The organism is Nocardioides sp. S5 (assembly GCF_017310035.1).
Classification (GTDB): Bacteria; Actinomycetota; Actinomycetes; order Propionibacteriales; family Nocardioidaceae; genus Nocardioides.
The window spans coordinates 4,607,096-4,622,999 of record NZ_CP022296.1; the positions used below are offsets into that span (position 1 = coordinate 4,607,096).

The 15,904-nt window shown below is 73.2% G+C and carries 14 protein-coding genes; 5 read left to right on the plus strand and 9 right to left on the minus strand.

What is annotated here, in order from left to right; genetic code table 11:
- The first annotated feature begins 76 nt into the window (after positions 1-76).
- Positions 77-679 carry a DUF998 domain-containing protein gene (locus CFI00_RS22695; protein ID WP_207083196.1) on the plus strand — a complete coding sequence of 201 codons (603 nt, stop codon included), beginning with the start codon at positions 77-79 and terminating at the stop codon, positions 677-679.
- A gap of 16 nt (positions 680-695) precedes the next feature.
- Here CFI00_RS22695 and CFI00_RS22700 read toward each other — a convergent pair whose 3' ends face one another.
- Both CFI00_RS22700 and CFI00_RS22705 read right to left on the minus strand, forming a co-directional pair.
- Positions 696-833: a hypothetical protein gene (locus tag CFI00_RS22700; protein ID WP_207083197.1), complete on the minus strand. Its 138-nt coding sequence runs from the start codon at positions 831-833 to the stop codon at positions 696-698.
- Positions 834-873: 40 nt separating this feature from the next.
- A complete protein-coding gene (locus CFI00_RS22705) occupies positions 874-1,299 on the minus strand; it encodes a pyridoxamine 5'-phosphate oxidase family protein (RefSeq protein WP_207083198.1) in 426 nt (141 codons plus the stop codon).
- Between the two features lie 192 nt (positions 1,300-1,491).
- On the opposite strand from CFI00_RS22705, the gene CFI00_RS22710 reads away from it, so the two are divergent.
- Complete coding sequence (locus tag CFI00_RS22710) at positions 1,492-2,664, plus strand: nucleotide sugar dehydrogenase (RefSeq protein ID WP_277988332.1); 1,173 nt, start codon at positions 1,492-1,494, stop codon at positions 2,662-2,664.
- A gap of 1 nt (position 2,665) precedes the next feature.
- Here the strand turns inward: CFI00_RS22710 and CFI00_RS22715 are convergent, their stop codons facing one another.
- From CFI00_RS22715 to CFI00_RS22735, 5 genes are read right to left on the minus strand one after another with little or no spacing between them, the layout of a single operon-like run.
- A complete protein-coding gene (locus CFI00_RS22715) occupies positions 2,666-4,231 on the minus strand; it encodes a glycosyltransferase family 2 protein (RefSeq protein WP_207083200.1) in 1,566 nt (521 codons plus the stop codon).
- A gap of 3 nt (positions 4,232-4,234) precedes the next feature.
- Complete coding sequence (locus tag CFI00_RS22720; protein ID WP_207083201.1) at positions 4,235-6,025, minus strand: glycosyltransferase family A protein; 1,791 nt, start codon at positions 6,023-6,025, stop codon at positions 4,235-4,237.
- A complete protein-coding gene (locus CFI00_RS22725) occupies positions 6,022-6,975 on the minus strand; it encodes a glycosyltransferase (protein WP_207083202.1) in 954 nt (317 codons plus the stop codon). The genes CFI00_RS22720 and CFI00_RS22725 overlap by 4 nt, the downstream gene beginning before the upstream one ends.
- Entirely contained in the window at positions 6,975-8,042 is a 1,068-nt protein-coding gene (locus tag CFI00_RS22730; protein WP_207083203.1) for a sulfotransferase family protein, read from the minus strand. Before CFI00_RS22730 ends, CFI00_RS22725 begins: the two co-directional genes overlap by 1 nt.
- A gap of 41 nt (positions 8,043-8,083) precedes the next feature.
- Positions 8,084-9,433: a GH1 family beta-glucosidase gene (locus CFI00_RS22735; protein ID WP_242532583.1), complete on the minus strand. Its 1,350-nt coding sequence runs from the start codon at positions 9,431-9,433 to the stop codon at positions 8,084-8,086.
- A gap of 18 nt (positions 9,434-9,451) precedes the next feature.
- On the opposite strand from CFI00_RS22735, the gene CFI00_RS22740 reads away from it, so the two are divergent.
- On the plus strand, positions 9,452-10,153 hold the full coding sequence (locus CFI00_RS22740; RefSeq protein ID WP_207083205.1) for a pirin family protein: 702 nt from the start codon (positions 9,452-9,454) through the stop codon (positions 10,151-10,153).
- Here the strand turns inward: CFI00_RS22740 and CFI00_RS22745 are convergent.
- The gene (locus CFI00_RS22745; RefSeq protein ID WP_242532584.1) at positions 10,144-11,733 is read right to left on the minus strand and encodes an FAD-binding oxidoreductase; all 1,590 of its coding nucleotides are present in this window, start codon (positions 11,731-11,733) and stop codon (positions 10,144-10,146) included. The two genes, CFI00_RS22740 and CFI00_RS22745, sit on opposite strands and share 10 nt — an antisense overlap.
- Before the next feature lie 17 nt (positions 11,734-11,750).
- Here CFI00_RS22745 and CFI00_RS22750 point away from each other — a divergent pair, with 17 nt between their 5' ends.
- Entirely contained in the window at positions 11,751-12,350 is a 600-nt protein-coding gene (locus tag CFI00_RS22750) for a TetR/AcrR family transcriptional regulator (protein ID WP_207083206.1), read from the plus strand.
- Positions 12,347-13,903, plus strand: a complete 1,557-nt coding sequence (locus tag CFI00_RS22755; RefSeq protein ID WP_207083207.1) for a glycerol-3-phosphate dehydrogenase/oxidase — start codon at positions 12,347-12,349, stop codon at positions 13,901-13,903. The genes CFI00_RS22750 and CFI00_RS22755 overlap by 4 nt, the downstream gene beginning before the upstream one ends.
- Before the next feature lie 171 nt (positions 13,904-14,074).
- On the opposite strand, the gene glmS is transcribed toward CFI00_RS22755, so the two are convergent.
- The gene (gene glmS, locus CFI00_RS22760) at positions 14,075-15,898 is read right to left on the minus strand and encodes a glutamine--fructose-6-phosphate transaminase (isomerizing) (RefSeq protein ID WP_207083208.1); all 1,824 of its coding nucleotides are present in this window, start codon (positions 15,896-15,898) and stop codon (positions 14,075-14,077) included.
- Positions 15,899-15,904: the final 6 nt, after the last annotated feature.

Consider the following 15,904-nt stretch of genomic DNA (forward strand, 5'->3'; position numbering starts at 1 on the left):
CGGTCTACGCCCCGCGTCCGGCGACCGCAATGCCCGGCCCACCCCGAGGGTGGGGACGCGCCAGTAGGTTGGCGACGTGCCCGACGCCCCCTCGCGCGCCGCCCAGCTCGGCGCGGTCGCCTTCCTGCTGCGACCGACGTACATCGCGACCGAGGTCGTCACCGCAGCCGCCACGACCGGCGGCTACAGCTTCGTGGCCGACTCGGTGAGCAAGCTCGGCGAGGTGGGCTGCTCGCAGGACTGGTGCTCGCCGCGCCACGAGGTGATGAACGGGTCCTTCATGGGCTACGGCGTGCTGCTCGCCGGCGGTGCGCTGCTGCTCGCGAAGCCGCTCGGCCCGTGGGTGACCGGGCTGCTCGTCGTCTCGGGGGTGAGCTCGTACGCCACGGGGCTGGCGCCGCTCGACCAGGACGCGACGCTCCACGCGATCGCCGCGACGCCGCTGTTCCTCGGCCAGCCGCTGGCGCTGATGGGGCTCGGCCACCGCATCCGGCACGACCAGCCGCGCCTGGCCAAGGCCCTGCTCGCGACGGGGATCGTCACCGCCGCAGCCGCAGTGGGGTTCATCGTGTCCGGCGACGAGCAGGCAGCCGGTGCGCTGGAGCGGCTGGCGCTGTGGCCGGTGCTCTTCGGGCTCGGCGCCTTCGCGTGGGGCCACCGGCCCCGTCGCGGCGCCTGACGCCGCGGGGCTCTGGTCAGCGAGGGCGCTTCTGGCGGCGCTCCTGCACCTTGGCCACGGCGCTCTTGATCTTGGCCTGGTTGTGCGGCTTGCGTGCCTCGTCGTAGACCTTCTTGGCGACCGCGAAGGCGCCGGCCTTCTTCATGATTCCCATGCCTCCACCGTGCCAGCGAGCGCCAAACGGGCCTCCGGCCTCACTCGTGGAGCGTCAGGTGCAACCACGGCCGGGACAGGCGGAAGGCGCGACCGGTGACCTCGCGTGGGGTGATCTCGACGACGTTGTACTTCAACGTGCCGACCCACGGACGCAGCGGGAGGCTCTCCGCGCGGTACTCCTCGTGCTCGTCGAGGATCCGGGCCGAGCCGCGTACGACGACGCTGCGGGCGTCGTCCTCGCCGTAGCGGTCGATCTCGAGGGCCACCTCGGAGCCCATCGCCACCGCGAGCAGCTTGTCGCCGCCGGCGCTGCGGAAGAGCAGGGTGTCGTGGTCGACGGCGTAGTTGATCGGGGCGATGTGGACCTCGTCGACCATCCGGAAGGCGAGGCGGGCGAACTCCTCCTCGCGGAGCATCGCCCAGCACTCGTCGGGGCTGAGCGGGGTCATGACCTCGTCGTCCATGGCGATCACTCCTTCACGATGCGGATCTCCTGCCTCGACGCTAGGCCGCGGCCGCGGCTGGGGGCAGGGCTGAAAGTCCTGCGGAAGTCGCACCCATCCGTGACCCGGGTCACGCCGAACACTCGAGAGTGGTCTTTGCGAGCGTCGCCGCCGCGACGCCGGCCGGCCACCGACGTACGGCAGACTGACCGCGTGACCACCAAGATCTCCGTCGCCGGGCTCGGCTACGTCGGCCTCTCCATGTCCGTGCTGCTCGCACGGCACAACACCGTCGTCGGCCTCGACCTCGACGCCGAGCGGATCGCGCGGCTCGAGGCCGGCGAGAGCCCGATCCACGACGACGACATCTCGCGCTTCCTCGCCACCGAGGACCTCGACCTCTCCTTCACCACCGACGCCGAGCTCGCGCACGCCGGCGCCGACTTCGTGGTGATCGCGACGCCGACCAACTACGACCCGGTCACCAACTACTTCGACACCAGCTCGATCGAGGCGGTGATGCGCGACGTCCTGCGGATCAACCCCGCGGCGACGATGGTGGTGAAGTCGACCGTGCCGGTGGGCTACGTCGAGGACGTGCGCGAGCGCCTGGGCACCGACGCGGTGATCTTCTCCCCCGAGTTCCTCCGCGAGGGCCGGGCGCTGCACGACAACCTGCACCCCGCACGGATCGTGGTGGGCGAGGACTCAGGCCGGGCCCGCGCCTTCGCCGAGCTGCTCGTCAAGGGCGCCGACGCCGACGACGTACCGGTGCTCTTCACCGAGCCCACCGAGGCCGAGGCGATCAAGCTCTTCGCCAACACCTACCTCGCGATGCGGGTCGCCTACTTCAACGAGCTCGACTCCTTCGCCCTCTCGCGCGGGCTCGACTCGCGGGCGATCATCGACGGCGTCGGCCTCGACCCACGGATCGGCACGCACTACAACAACCCGTCCTTCGGCTACGGCGGCTACTGCCTGCCCAAGGACACCAAGCAGCTGCTGGCCAACTACAGCGACGTCCCGCAGACGCTGATCTCGGCCATCGTCGACGCCAACACCACCCGCAAGGACTTCATCGCCTTCGACATCCTCGACCGCCACCCGCGCGTCGTGGGCATCCACCGGCTGCTGATGAAGGCCGGCTCGGACAACTTCCGCGAGTCGTCGGTGCAGGGGATCATGAAGCGCCTCAAGGGCAAGGGCGTCGAGGTGATCGTCTACGAGCCCGAGCTCGGCGAGGACTCGTGGTTCGGCTCGGAGGTCACCGACGACCTGGCGTCCTTCACGGCGCGCGCGGACGTGATCGTGGCGAACCGGATGTCCGAGGAGCTGCGCGACGTGGTCGACAAGGTCTACACGCGGGACCTCTTCGGCGCCGACTGATTCACCGGCGCCGGCCGAACAACCCCCGCTTGCCGTCGGGCTCGGGGTCGGCGTCGGGCGCGCGGACCACCGAAGGGTCGGCGGCTCCTCGGAGCGCCTTGCGCAGCCGGTTCTCCGACTTGTCCGGGTCCATGGCGGGGCGGGCGCCGAGGGTGAAGCGCTCCACGACCCGCAGGTCGACAGCCACGAAGCCCACGTCGGTCGCCGGGTAGGCCTTCACCCCGAAGGACTCCTCCAGCAGCGTCTCGCGGTCGTCGCCGTCGTCGGCCAGGCGGGCGACGCGCGCCAGCGCCGACGTGCGCTCGAGGCGCGCTGCCGCGCCCGAGTCGTACGCCAGCACGCGGGCGCCGTGGTGCGTGCGCTCGAGGTCGTCGAGCAGGGCCGCCAGCGCGGCGGGGAGCGGGGCGAGCGTGACGTCGGGCAGGGTCAGCACGAACTCGGCGTCCGAGGTCGCGGGTGCGGTCTCGACGAGGCGTACGCGCGGCTCGTGGAGGTAGGAGCGGTGCACCAGCCGGGTCTCCAGCACCGGGTCCTCGACCGGCTGGACGCGCTCGTCGTGGACCGATCCCCACGGCCCGACGACGGTGACGCGGAGGTCGGGCACGTCGCCGTCGAGCAGCGAGTCGACGACGCGGATGGTCTCGTCGGCCGGACCGGCGCGCAGCACGACCTCGAGGTAGGGCACCTGGTAGGCGCGGCCCCGGCGGTTGCGCTTGGGGCGCATCGTCGGCACGAGGTCGGCGAGGTAGGGGTCGTTGAAGCGGTTGACCTGCTCGGCGCGACGCAGCACCTGCGAGCGGCCGAGGTGCCAGCTGCGGGCCTCGCGGTCGACGACGAAGACGCCGCCGGCCTGGGCGAGCGAGTGGCCCAGGTGCATGTCCTCGCCGAGGCGGAGCGTGCGGTCGAAGCCGTCCGAGTCGAGGTAGAGCGCCCTGGTCACCGACCCGGTCATGCCGATGTGGAAGCGCTGGGCGCGCGGGCCCGCGGTGCGCAGGTCGTCGGTCTTGGCCCAGTAGTCCTCGACCCACTGGTGCGGCTCGTGCTCCTGGCCGGGGAAGAGGTCGCCGGCCTCGCCCGCGGCCACGCGGTCGCGCACGACGGCGGGGTCGGTGGCGAGCAGTCCGGCCGGGTCGACGAAGAGCTTGTGGCCACCGGGGACGGCGTAGTCGACGAGGTGGTGCCAGCGCGCGTGCGCCTCGACCTCCTCGCGGTAGGCCAGCATGTCGGCGTCGTACCAGTGCAGGACGTCGCCGTCGGCGGCCATCGCGCCGAGGTGGCAGGCGTTGGCGCGGCCCCAGCCCTCCTCGACCCGGATCAGCCGGGTGTGCTCGGGGCGGACCTCGGGCAGCTCCTGCGCGGGAGAGCTCTGGTCGTCGACGACGAGCACCTCGAGCAGGTGCGAGGGGTAGGACTGCGCCGCGAGCCCGGCCAGGACGTAGGGCAGCGTGTGCTGGTAGTTGAAGGTCGGCACCACGACGGTGACCGACAGCGTCGGCTCCCAGTCCCCGAGCGTCGGGGGGGTCAGCGACCCCCAGTCGTTGTGCCGCACCACCGGCTGCCGCGCCATGTCCTAGCTCCCCCCGTCAGGCCGGTCGAGCGGATCGACCTCCAGCGCCAGGCTGGGCCGGAACCCCTTCCACTCCGACGCCACGATGTCAGGTCGGCGGAACTCCTCGTCGTCCCGGGCCCAGGTGTGTCCCGCACCGGTGCGCCGCAGGACGTAGCCCAGGCCGTGGGTGCGGTAGATCCGGCCGCCCGCCGCCTCGACCCCGGCGAGCAGCTGCGCGTCGACGAACTTGCGCACCCGGCGGAAGTCGCCGAGCGAGCGCAGCAGCCCGCGGTCGAGCAGCAGCGTGCCGCCGGCCACGAAGCGGGCGAAGAGCTCCGAGGGGTGCTTGCGGCGCACGGTGAGGTCGTCGCGCTCCGCGTTGGCGTGGAGGTAGACGAACTCCGACGGCATCCCCACCACGTCCGCACCGGAGAAGCGTCGCGCCATCAGCAGGTCGTGCACGGCGTCGGGTGAGTACCAGTCGTCGTCGTCGATCTTCAGCAGCACGTCGCTCGACGCCGCCCGCGACGCAGCGGTCAGCACGTCGCCGAAGAACGCCGACTCGTCGAAGGTCAGCACCTGGTGCGGCCGGTCGCCCAGCACCCGGCGTACGGCGTCGCGGTCGGGCTCGAAGCCGTGCGCGGCCACCACCAGCTCGACCTCCGCGCCGCGCTGGCGGGCCACCTGCCGCAGCGCGAACTCCAGCATGTCGGGGCGCTTGGTCGACAGCAGCGCGCTGACCGGCGGCAGCGCGACGTGGCGCACGCCGGCGCGCGAGGCCAGCGCCGAGCGCCAGGCCAGCGTGGAGTGGTGGTCGAAGGCCGCGCGGCGCACGGCGAGGCTGTGCTCCTCGCGGCGCAGCGGGTCGTCGAGGTCGACCTCGGCGTCGAGCGCGGCGGCGAGCGCGGGCGCCACGTCGAGCACACCCTCGGTGACGACCGGGACGCCGGAGATCGCGAGTGTCAGCAGGTCGGCGGTCGGGGTGTCGGCGGTGAGGCGTACGCCCTGGAAGCCGCGCGCGGCCTCCACGACGCCCTCGGTGACCGGCCCGGCGCTGATCCGCGCGAGGTCGACGACCGGGTGGTCCCAGTCCTTGCGGAACCCGATCGGGTTGAAGACCCGCTCGTCGACCGGCTCGGGACCGGGGTCGGTGACGACGGTCGGCGCGCGGTCGATGACGTGGTGGGGCGCGACCTCCCCTCCGCGACGGGCGACCACGACGTCCGGCGGCACGTCGCGCTCGGCGTCACCGGCACCCGCCACGTCGGGGAGCAGCACGCTGCGCGCGTCGAGGCCGGGCGCGGCGGGGCGGCCGGCGTACGCCACGACGAGCCCGCCGTGGGTGGTGTCCCCCTGGCCGGCGGCCTGGCGGGCCATCTCCATCACGACCAGCTGGGCGCGCGCGCCGGAGGCGAAGCGGGCGACGGTGAGCACGCCGCGGTCACCGGCCTCGCGCGCGGCGAGGTGCACCAGCGGCGGCCACTCCGGTCGGGGCACCAGCACCCACGGCGTCGGGGCGTCGGTGAGCCAGCACGCGACCGCCTTGCACTGGCCCAGCAGCGGCACGGCGCTCGCCATCCGTCGCAGCCGCGCACGGTCGGCGGCCACCACGAGCACCGAGCCCCAGCCCTTGCGCGGGCCGCTGAGGGCCGACAGCGTGACGATCTGCGGCTCGATCCCGGGAACGTCCTCGATGCCGTGGAGCGCCTCGAGCGCCAGGGCGTCGGCGTCGTCGACGAGCACCAGCGTCGGGCCCGGGAGCCGGAGGTCGCGGAGGGGGTGGTGGGCGGGCTGCTGGGGGGTGGGGCTCACGGTCGCGCGCCCTCCTTCGGCGCTCGGTGCTTCAGGGACGACGGCAGCGAGTGCTGCACCAGGGGACGCGGCTGGCGCCAGAGCCAGTCGCGGCTGACGTGGTCGATGATGTGCACGCCCTCGGGCGCGGTCACCTTCACCAGCCCGCCGAGCGCCTCGGGGTCGCCGTTGCGGATCGCCTCGTCGACCTCGAACTCACGCAGCTTGCGGTAGAGGCGGGTGTTGGTGAAGTCGACGCCGTCGCGCCGCCAGTGGGCATACTCGTCGGCGTCGAGCCACTTGACCTCGAGCACCAGCCCCTGCTGGAGCACGATCCGCTCGACGCCTGCCGGGAACTCGCGCAGCTCCCAGTCGAAGGCCTTCACGAAGGTGAAGTCCGGGCCCATGGGATAGACCCACGGCTCGAGGAAGCGCAGCGACAGGTCGAGCCAGCCGGTGGAGGGGTCGACGACGGTCAGCGGGTGGCGCGGCATCGCCACGATCGCGCGGGTCGGCTGCAGCTGCCACGCGAGGTCGCGGAGGATGCCCGCGCCCTCGGGCGTGAGCACCATGTCGCCGTCCCACTTCATCGAGTAGGTCGTGCGGACGTGGGAGAAGCACCAGTTGTAGAAGTGGGTCAGCGAGTGGACGCTCGTCGCGGGCGTGGCCAGGTGCTCGCCGCCGGCGCGCGAGACCCGGTGGGGGTAGTCCAGGACGGTCAGCCGGTCGCCTGCCCCGCACTCGTCGGCGACCCGGCGCGCCACGTCGGCGGTGCCGTCGTCCGAGCCGTTGTCGACGAGCAGCACGTGGTCGACCGCGGAGAAGACCGGCGGCAGCACCCACGGCAGGTTGCGCGCCTCGTTGCGGACCCGGAAGACACACGTCAGCCCGGGCTCCAGCGGCTCACCGGAGGTCCAGGGCCAGGTGACGTCGTACGCCGGATCCCCCTCGAGCGACGCGATGTCGGGCATCAGGCCCGATCCTGCTGGGGCGCGCGCTCCCGGCCGATCGCCTTGCGCAGCCTCTGCCGGGCCGCGGGCGGCACCATCGCGCGCACGGCGTGGGGCACCCGTTCGGCGGCACTGCGGGACGGGGCCTGCTCGAGCGCGTCACGCCGGGCGTCGGCGGCCGCGCGGCGCCGCTGGGCCACGACGGTCGAGTGGGCGAAGGCCTCGGCCTCGGCGTACTGGCCCGCATAGGCGGCGCGGAGCTGGTCGCACCACTCCTGGTTCTTCGCCGAGTCGTCGCTCGAGATCGCGTCGAGCGCCTGCCAGGTCTCGTCGGCGAGCTCGCGCAGCCGGTCCGGCACGCCGATGTCGTCCCACGTCATCGTCACGCGGCGCAGCGAGGGGTCGATGAAGCGGTGCACCTCGGCGATGTCGACCGCCATCGCGGTCTTCACGCCCTGGAGGTCGAAGGACTCCCCGAGCGCGAAGACCGGCTGCGTCCAGTCGTCGAGCAGGTCGCCGTAGTGCACGAAGGCGCGCTGCTGGCCGCGGGTCGCGCGCTCGGTGTGGAGCATCATGTTGACCCAGGCGGCGGTGCGGGTGATCGCGCCCTGGTCGGACCCGGCGCCCATCTGTCCGTAGTAGGTCTGCTTGGAGCCGACCACCTCCGTGACCGGCCGCAGCATGGTGACGTACGCCGACGTGGCGTCGCAGCGGTCGGCTGCAGCGCGCCAGAGGCCGAGGAACCACGACGCGCGCGGGTCCTTGACCACGAGCTCGTCGGCGACGGAGAACTGCTCCTCCAGCCACGCAGCGACCCGCTCACGGGTGGCGTGGTCACCGCTGGTGGTGCCGGTGTCGAGCCAGGCGCGCGGGCGGGCGTCGGAGACCTGCACGTTGCTGCGCTGGAGCAGCTCGTGGTGCAGGTCGACCACCCAGCGCGGCTCCCCGAAGCCCTTGGGGTTGGTCGCGTCGGCGACCACCTCCGGCTGCGGCACGTGGAGGCCGAGGGTGCGCAGGGTGCCGGCCATGGTGCTCGTGCCGCTGCGGCCCGACCCCACGACGAACACCACCCGTCGACTGCTGCTCATGGCGCGAGCCTATCGGTGGATCCCGGTGCGGCCTCGTCGCCTCAGAGATGTTGCGGCTGGGCCTTGATGAGGTCGGCGTACCACTGGAACGACTTCTTCGGCGTCCGCACGAGGGTGTCGTAGTCGACGTGCACGAGCCCGAAGCGCTGGGTGAAGCCCTCGGCCCACTCGAAGTTGTCCATCAGCGACCAGCAGTAGTAGCCGCGTACGTCGACCCCTCGCTGGATCGCCTCGGAGACAGCGTTGAGGTGGGAGCGGAGGTAGTCGATGCGGGGCTGGTCGTCGACGACGCCGTGCTCGTCGGGGCCCGTGTTGAAGGCGCAGCCCGACTCGGTGATCACGATCGGAGGCAGCGCGGCGCGGAAGCGGGCGCGGAACATCACGAGGAACTCGCGCAGCGCGTCGGGCACGATCGGCCACCCGATGTCCGTGGTGGGGTAGCCGACGACGTCGCGGTTCTCCCACGGCAGCTCCGAGCCCTCGGATGCCGCGGCCACCTTCATCGGGTTGTAGTAGTTGACGCCGTAGAAGTCGAGCGGCTGGCGGATCGTCGCGAGGTCGCCCGGCTGCATGATGTCCTCCATCAGCGGCGCGAGGTCGGCGGGATAGCGACCGAGCAGCATCGGCTCGAGGAAGAGGCCGTTCCACACCGCGTCGAAGAGCTTGCTCGCCCCGACGTCGGCGTCGTCGTCACTGGCCGGCCACACCGGGGCGTGGTTGTTGGCGCAACCGATCGAGGTCGCCCCCGCCCGGCGCAGCTCGATGGCGGCGCGGCCGTGGGCGACGAGCATGTGGTGCGAGGCCCACAGCGCGTCGAAGAGCAGCGTCCGGCCGGGCGCGTGCCTGCCCATGCCGTAGCCGAGGAGGGAAGCGACGTTGGGCTCGTTGACCGGCACCCAGTGCTCGACGCGGTCGGCGAGCCGCTCCCCGACGATCGCGGCGTAGTCGCCGAAGCGCACCGCGGTGTCGGGGTTGAGCCAGCCGCCGTCGTCCTCGAGGGCCTGCGGCAGGTCCCAGTGGTAGAGCGTGGCCATCGGCTGCTGCCCGTGGGCCAGCAGCGTGTCGACGAGCCGGTCGTAGAAGTCCAGGCCCTTCGCGTTGGCAGGCCCGCGGCCGGTCGGCTGGATGCGCGGCCACGCGATCGAGAAGCGGTAGCCGCCCGTGCCGAGCTGCTCCATCAGCGCGACGTCCTCGTCGACGCGGTGGTAGTGGTCGCACGCGACCGCACCCGAACCGCCGTCGACGACCCGGCCGGGCTCGGCGCAGAAGGTGTCCCAGATGCTCGGGCCCCGGCCGTCCTCGTCCGCCGCTCCCTCGACCTGGTAGCTCGCGGTGCTCGTGCCGAACCGGAATCCGGGCGGGAGCAGGGGGAAGTCGTGCGGGGAGGACACATCCGTGAAGATATCGGCATGACCGTGGCCCTGTACGCCGGATCCGACAGGTCGTCGGAGGCCGTCAAGGGGCGCTTGACCAGGCATTCCTTCTCCTTCGGGCCGCACTACGACCCGGCCAACATCGGCTTCGGTCCGCTCGTCTGCCACAACGACGACGTCCTCGACCCGACCGGCGCGGCGGTCGCCGGCTACGCCGAGCACCCGCACGCCGAGCTCGAGATCGTCACCTGGGTGCTCGAGGGCGCGCTCGTCCACACCGACTCGACGGGCGAGTCCCACGTGGTGGAGGCGGGACGGGCGCAGGTGCTCTCGGCCGGCTCCGGCATCCGGCACAGCGAGGTCGCCGACCCCGCCTCCGGATCCTGCCGGTTCGTCCAGGCCTGGCTGGCGCCGTCCGCGTCCGGCACCACTCCGTCGTACGTCATCGGTGAGGCACCGTCAGCACCGGACGGGCTCGTCGACGTCGTCGGCGGCGACGGGCTGCCGCTCGGCACCGACGGCGCCCGGCTGCTGGTGGCCCGGCTGGGGCGTGGTCAGGCGGTGGCGCTGCCTGACGACCCGGCCCAGCACGTCTTCGCCGCGACCGGCGCGGTGGACCTCGACGGGCTCGCGCTGCGCGCCGGCGACGCCGTACGCCTCACCGGCGAGCCCGGGCGCACCGTGCGCGCCGAGGAGCCGACCGAGCTGCTGGTCTGGTCCTTCGCCCGTCAGCCCTGAGGGACGAGCACGCCCGGGTTGAGGACGCCGGCCGGGTCGAGCTCGGCCTTCACCGCCCGCAGCACGCGTACGCCGACCTCGCCGATCTCGTGCACCAGCCAGGGGCGGTGGTCGGTGCCGACGGCGTGGTGGTGGGTGATCGTCGCCCCAGCCTCCACCATCGCCTCGCTCGCCGCCCGCTTGGCCTCGGCCCACTGGGCGAGCGGGTCGTCGCCCTGCCGGGCCGCGACGGTGAAGTAGAGCGAGCACCCGGTCTCGTAGACGTGCGAGACGTGGCAGAGCACCAGCGCGCCGTCGCCGAGCGCGGACTGCAGCGCCGCCCGCACGTCGGCGTACAGCCGGGCCCGGTGGGACCAGAAGGTCGCGGTCTCGAGGGTCTCGACGAGCACGCCGTGGTCGAGCAGCGCGTCGCGGAGGTAGGGCGCGGCGAAGCGGCCGTGCACCCACTTCTGCCCCGGCTCCTCGCCGAGCGCGGTGCCACCGAGGCCGGCGAGCACCGCCGTCACGGAGGCGCGACGGGCCTCGACCTGGTCGGGAGTGCCCTCGTAGCCGGTGATCATCAGGCAGCCAGGGTCCTCCGCCCCGCCGATCGAGGTCGGGTCGGCGAGGTTGAGCGCGGTCTCGGACTCGTCGGAGAGCCGGATCACCGTGGGCAGCAGGCCGGCCTGCGCGAGGGTGCGCATCGCGTCGGCGCCGGCGTCGAAGGACGGCCAGCGCCACCCCTCGTACGCCGTCACGTCGGGCGCGCGACGCACCCGGACCGTCACCGCGGTGATGACGCCGAAGGCGCCCTCGGAGCCCAGCACCAGCTGGCGCAGGTCGGGCCCGGCGGCGTTCGCCGGTGACGAGCCGAGGTCGAGCGAGCCCGTCGGAGTGGCGACGGTGACGCCGACGACCATCGCGTCGAACCGGCCGTAGCCGGCGCTGGACTGGCCGCTGGAGCGGGTGGCGGCGAAGCCGCCGATCGAGGCGTGCTCGAAGGACTGGGGGTAGTGCCCCAGTGTCAGCCCGCGCTCCGCGAGCAGCGCCTCGGCCTCGGGACCGCGCAGGCCGGGCTGGAGGGTCGCGGTCATCGACTCCTCGTCCACGGTCAGCAGCCGCTTCATCCGCACCAGGTCGAGGCTCACCACACCGGCGAAGCCGTCGCGCCGGGCAGCGAGGCCGCCGGTGACGCAGGTGCCGCCACCGAAGGGCACCACCGCGACGCGGTGCTCGCTCGCCCACGCCAGGACGGCGAGGACCTCGCCGTGGCCGTCCGGGCGCACCACGGCGTCGGGGGCGTCGGCGAGGTCGCCGGCCCGGGCGCGGAGCAGGTCGGAGGTCGACTTGCCGCGGGTGCGGAGCGTGCGGGTGGCGTCGTCGACGAGCACGTGCTCGGTCCCCACGAGCGCGCGCAGGCCCTCGAGCAGTTCGTCGTCGAGCGCGGTCGGCGCCGGCCTGGCGTCCGCCGCGACCGCGGGCTGCTGGAGGCCGAAGGCCAGCTCGACCAGGCCGAGCGCCGACGGCGGCAGCTCCGAACGAACGGCGGGGTCGCCCCAGCGCTGTGGGTGCATCTCGACGGTCGGCGTCCCAGGAGTCATGCGTTACAGTGTGACACATGTCGTCACTTCGTCACATCGACCGCCCGGCCGGCGACCCCCGGGACGCCTACCTCGACGCGGCCCGCGACTGCATCCTCGACGTCGGGTGGCGGCGTACGACCCTCACCGAGGTCGCGAAGCGCGCCGGGGTCTCGCGGATGACGATCTACCGCGCGTGGCCCGACATGGGCTCGCTGCTCGGCGACCTGATGACCCGCGAGTGGGTCGGCATCGCGGCCGCGACGCAGGTCGCCGCGAAGGACACCACCACCCCTGCCGGCATCGCGGCGGCCGCCCTCGCGACAGTGCGGGCGCTGCGCGACAACGAGCTCTTCGTGCGGATCGTCGAGCTCGACCCCGACCTGATGCTCCCCTACCTGCTGTCGCGCCGCGGCCGCTCGCAGGAGGCGCTCATCGAGATCCTCGCCGCCCAGGTCGCGGACGGGCAGGCCGCCGGCGCCATCCGCGCCGGCGACCCGGTCCTGGTGGCGCGCTCGCTGACCCTGGCCGGCCACGGCTTCGTCTTCTCGGCGATGACGATGACCGACGCGGGCATCGGGCTCGCCGACCTCGACGAGGAGTACGCCCGCCTCATCACCAGGTCCCTGGCACCGTGACCGGCACCCGCATCACCCCCGGCCTCGACGGCGTCCCCGCCGAGGTCGACGTGGTGGTGGTCGGGCTCGGCATCACCGGCGCGGGCGTCGCGCTCGACGCGGTGACGCGCGGCCTCAGCGTGCTCGCGGTCGACGCCCACGACCTCGCCTTCGGCACGTCGCGCTGGTCGTCCAAGCTCGTGCACGGCGGCCTGCGCTACCTCGCCCGGGGGCAGATCGCGATCGCCCACGAGAGCGCCGTCGAGCGCGGCATCCTGATGGACGTCACCGCGCCCCACCTGGTCCGGCCGCTGCCGATGCTGACGCCCGTCGACGCCTCCCTGACCCGTGGTCGCACCGCACTGACCTGGGCCGGCCTCCGCGCCGGGGACGCGCTGCGCCGCACCGCCCGCACCACGACCGGCACCCTCCCCCGTCCCCGCCGCCTCAACGCCACCGAGGCGCTCGGGCTGGTCCCGTCGCTGCGCGCCGACACCCTGCGCGGCGGCCTGCTCGCCTGGGACGGGCAGCTCGAGGACGACGCCCGGCTGGTCGTCACCGTCGCCCGCACCGCAGCGGCGTACGGCGCCGAGGTGCGCACCCGCGCCCGGGTGACGAGCGCCAGCGGCACCCACGTCGAGCTGCGCGACGAGCTCACCGGGCAGGCGTACGCCGTCCGCGCCCGCGCCGTCGTCAACGCGACCGGCGTCTGGGCCGGCGACCTCGACGACGCGGTCCGGCTGCGGCCCAGCCGCGGCACCCACCTCGTGCTGCGCGGCGCCACGCTGCCGCACACGCGGGTGGCGGTGATGGTGCCGATCCCGGGCACCACGGCCCGCTTCGCGATGGTGCTGCCGCAGCCCGACGGCACCCTCTACGTCGGGCTCACCGACGAGCCGGTCACCGGTCCGGTGCCCGACGTGCCGGTGCCGAGCGAGGCGGAGATCGACTTCCTGCTCGACGTCGTGAGCAGCGCCTTCGCCACGCCTGCGACCCGCGACGACGTGGTCGGCGCGTTCTCCGGCCTCCGGCCGCTGCTCGAGGTGGTCGGCGCCGACACGACGGCCGACCTGTCGCGGCGCCACGCGATCCTCACCTCGCGCACCGGGGTGACCACCGTGGTGGGCGGCAAGCTGACGACCTACCGCCGGATGGCCCAGGACACCCTCGACGCGCTGGCCCTCGACGGCGCACGGCCCTGCCGCACCGCGTCCCTGCCGCTGCTCGGCGCCGCGCCCGCCGAAGTCCTGCGCCGCAGCACCGCTCCCGCCCGGCTCGTACGCCGCTTCGGCACCGACGCCGCCCTGGTGCTGGCCTCGGCGCGTGAGGTCACCGGGCTCACCGACGACGAGCTCCTCGCGCCCGTCTCCGACGACGTGCCGGTGACGCTCGCCGAGCTGGTCTTCGCGATCACCCATGAAGGCGCGCACGACGTCGACGACCTGCTGGAGCGGCGTACGCGGGTGGGGCTGGTGCCGGCCGACCGCGCGGTCGCCGAGCCGGTCGCGCGCCGTGCACTGGAGGTCGTCGCGGGCCGCTCCACCACTCTGTCCGTCCTCCGGAGCACCACGTGACGGCGCCAGCCGCCACACGTGATCCAGAGGACAGCAAAATGCGGTGGTAGTTCCGACGAACCCCGGACACCGACGCGGGCCGGGTGGGATCGTTCTCCACGGCGCGCCCCTTGCCGACCCCATGCGGCAAGGGGCGCCCAGTCCATCTCAGGCCCCGTGGTCGAGGTGCGGCTACTCCACCGTGACGGACTTGGCCAGGTTGCGGGGCTTGTCGATGTCGTGGCCCAGGTGCTGCGCTGCGTGGTAGGCCAGCAGCTGCAGCGGGATGGTGAGCAGGATCGGGTCGAGCTCCGGCTCGTTGCGCGGCACGTCGATGCGGCGGGCACCGACCTCGCCGAGGTCCACGTCGGCGTGGGTGACCACGACCAGCGGGCCCTTGCGGGCGTCGATCTCGTGGAGCGCACCGATGTTGCGCTCGGTCAGCTCGTCGCGCGGCACCAGCGCGACGGTCGGCACCTCGGGGTCGATCAGCGCCAGCGGACCGTGCTTGAGCTCGGAGGTCTGGTAGGCCTCGGCGTGGCGGTAGCTGATCTCCTTGAACTTCTGTGCGCCCTCGCGCGCCACCGGGAACCCGCGCACCCGACCGATGAAGAAGAGGCTGCGGGCCTCGGCGAGGTCCTTCGCCACCTCGACCAGGTCGGCCTCGCCGGCGAGGATCTCCTCGATCTGGCCGGGCAGCTTCTCCAGCCCGGCGACGAGCCGCTTGCCGTCGGCGATCGACAGGTCCCGCACCCGACCGAGCTGGAGGGCGAGCAGGGCGAAGCCCAGGAACATGTTGGTGAGCGCCTTGGTGCTCGCGACCGCCACCTCGGGCCCGGCGTGGAGGTAGATCCCGCCGTCGCACTCGCGCGCGATGGCCGAGCCGACGACGTTGACCAGGCCGACGCAGCGCCCGCCCTTGCGGCGTACCTCCTGCACGGCGAGCAGGGTGTCGATGGTCTCGCCGGACTGGCTGACCGCGACATAGAGGGTGTCGGGCTCGATCACCGGGTCGCGGTAGCGGAACTCGCTGGCGGCCTCGGCGTCGGCGGGGATGCGGGCGAGCTCCTCGATGAGGGCGGCACCCATCTGGCCGACGTAGTAGGCCGAGCCGCAGCCCAGGATCTTCACGCGGCGCACCGCGCGCAGGTCGCGCGCGTCCATGTGGAGGCCGCCGAGGTGTGCGGTGCCGAAGCGGTCGTCGAGCCGACCCCGGAGGACCGCCTGCGCGGTGGTGGGCTGCTCGAGCATCTCCTTGTGCATGTAGGACTCGTGATCGCCGGCGTCGTACGCCGACGCGTCGATGTCGACCCGGCTGGCGGTCTTGCCGGTCGAGGCGAGGTCGCTGTGACGCATCGTGGTGAAGCCGGACTCGGTCACCGTGGCCATCTCGCCGTCGTCGAGCATCGCGACCGTCGTGGTGTGCCGCACGATCGCGGCGAGGTCGGAGGCGACGTACATCTCCTTGTCGCCCACCCCCACCACCAGCGGGCTGCCGTTGCGCGCCACCACGATGCGGTCGGGGAAGTCGGCGTGGAGCACCGCGAGGCCGTACGTCCCGACCACCGCACCCAGGGCGTCGCGGACCTTGCCCTCGAGGCTGTCGGCGTCGCTGCGGGCGACGAGGTGGGCCAGGACCTCGGTGTCGGTGTCGCTCGCGAGCGTGACGCCGGCGTCGACGAGCTCGGCGCGCAGCGCGGCGGAGTTGTCGATGATGCCGTTGTGCACGACCGCGACCCGGCCGGACTCGTCGGCGTGCGGGTGGGCGTTGGTGTCGGTGGCCGGGCCGTGGGTGGCCCACCGGGTGTGGCCGATGCCCGTCGTGCCGGCGAAGCGCTTCGGCAGCACGTCGGTGAGCTCGCGCACCCGGCCGGCCCGCTTGGCCACCCGGATCCCGCGGCCGCTGAGCACGGCGACGCCGGCGGAGTCGTAGCCGCGGTGCTCGAGCCGGGTCAGTCCTTCGAGGACGACGGGTGCTGCGTCCTGGCGGCCGATGTAGCCGACGATTCCACACATGTGAGG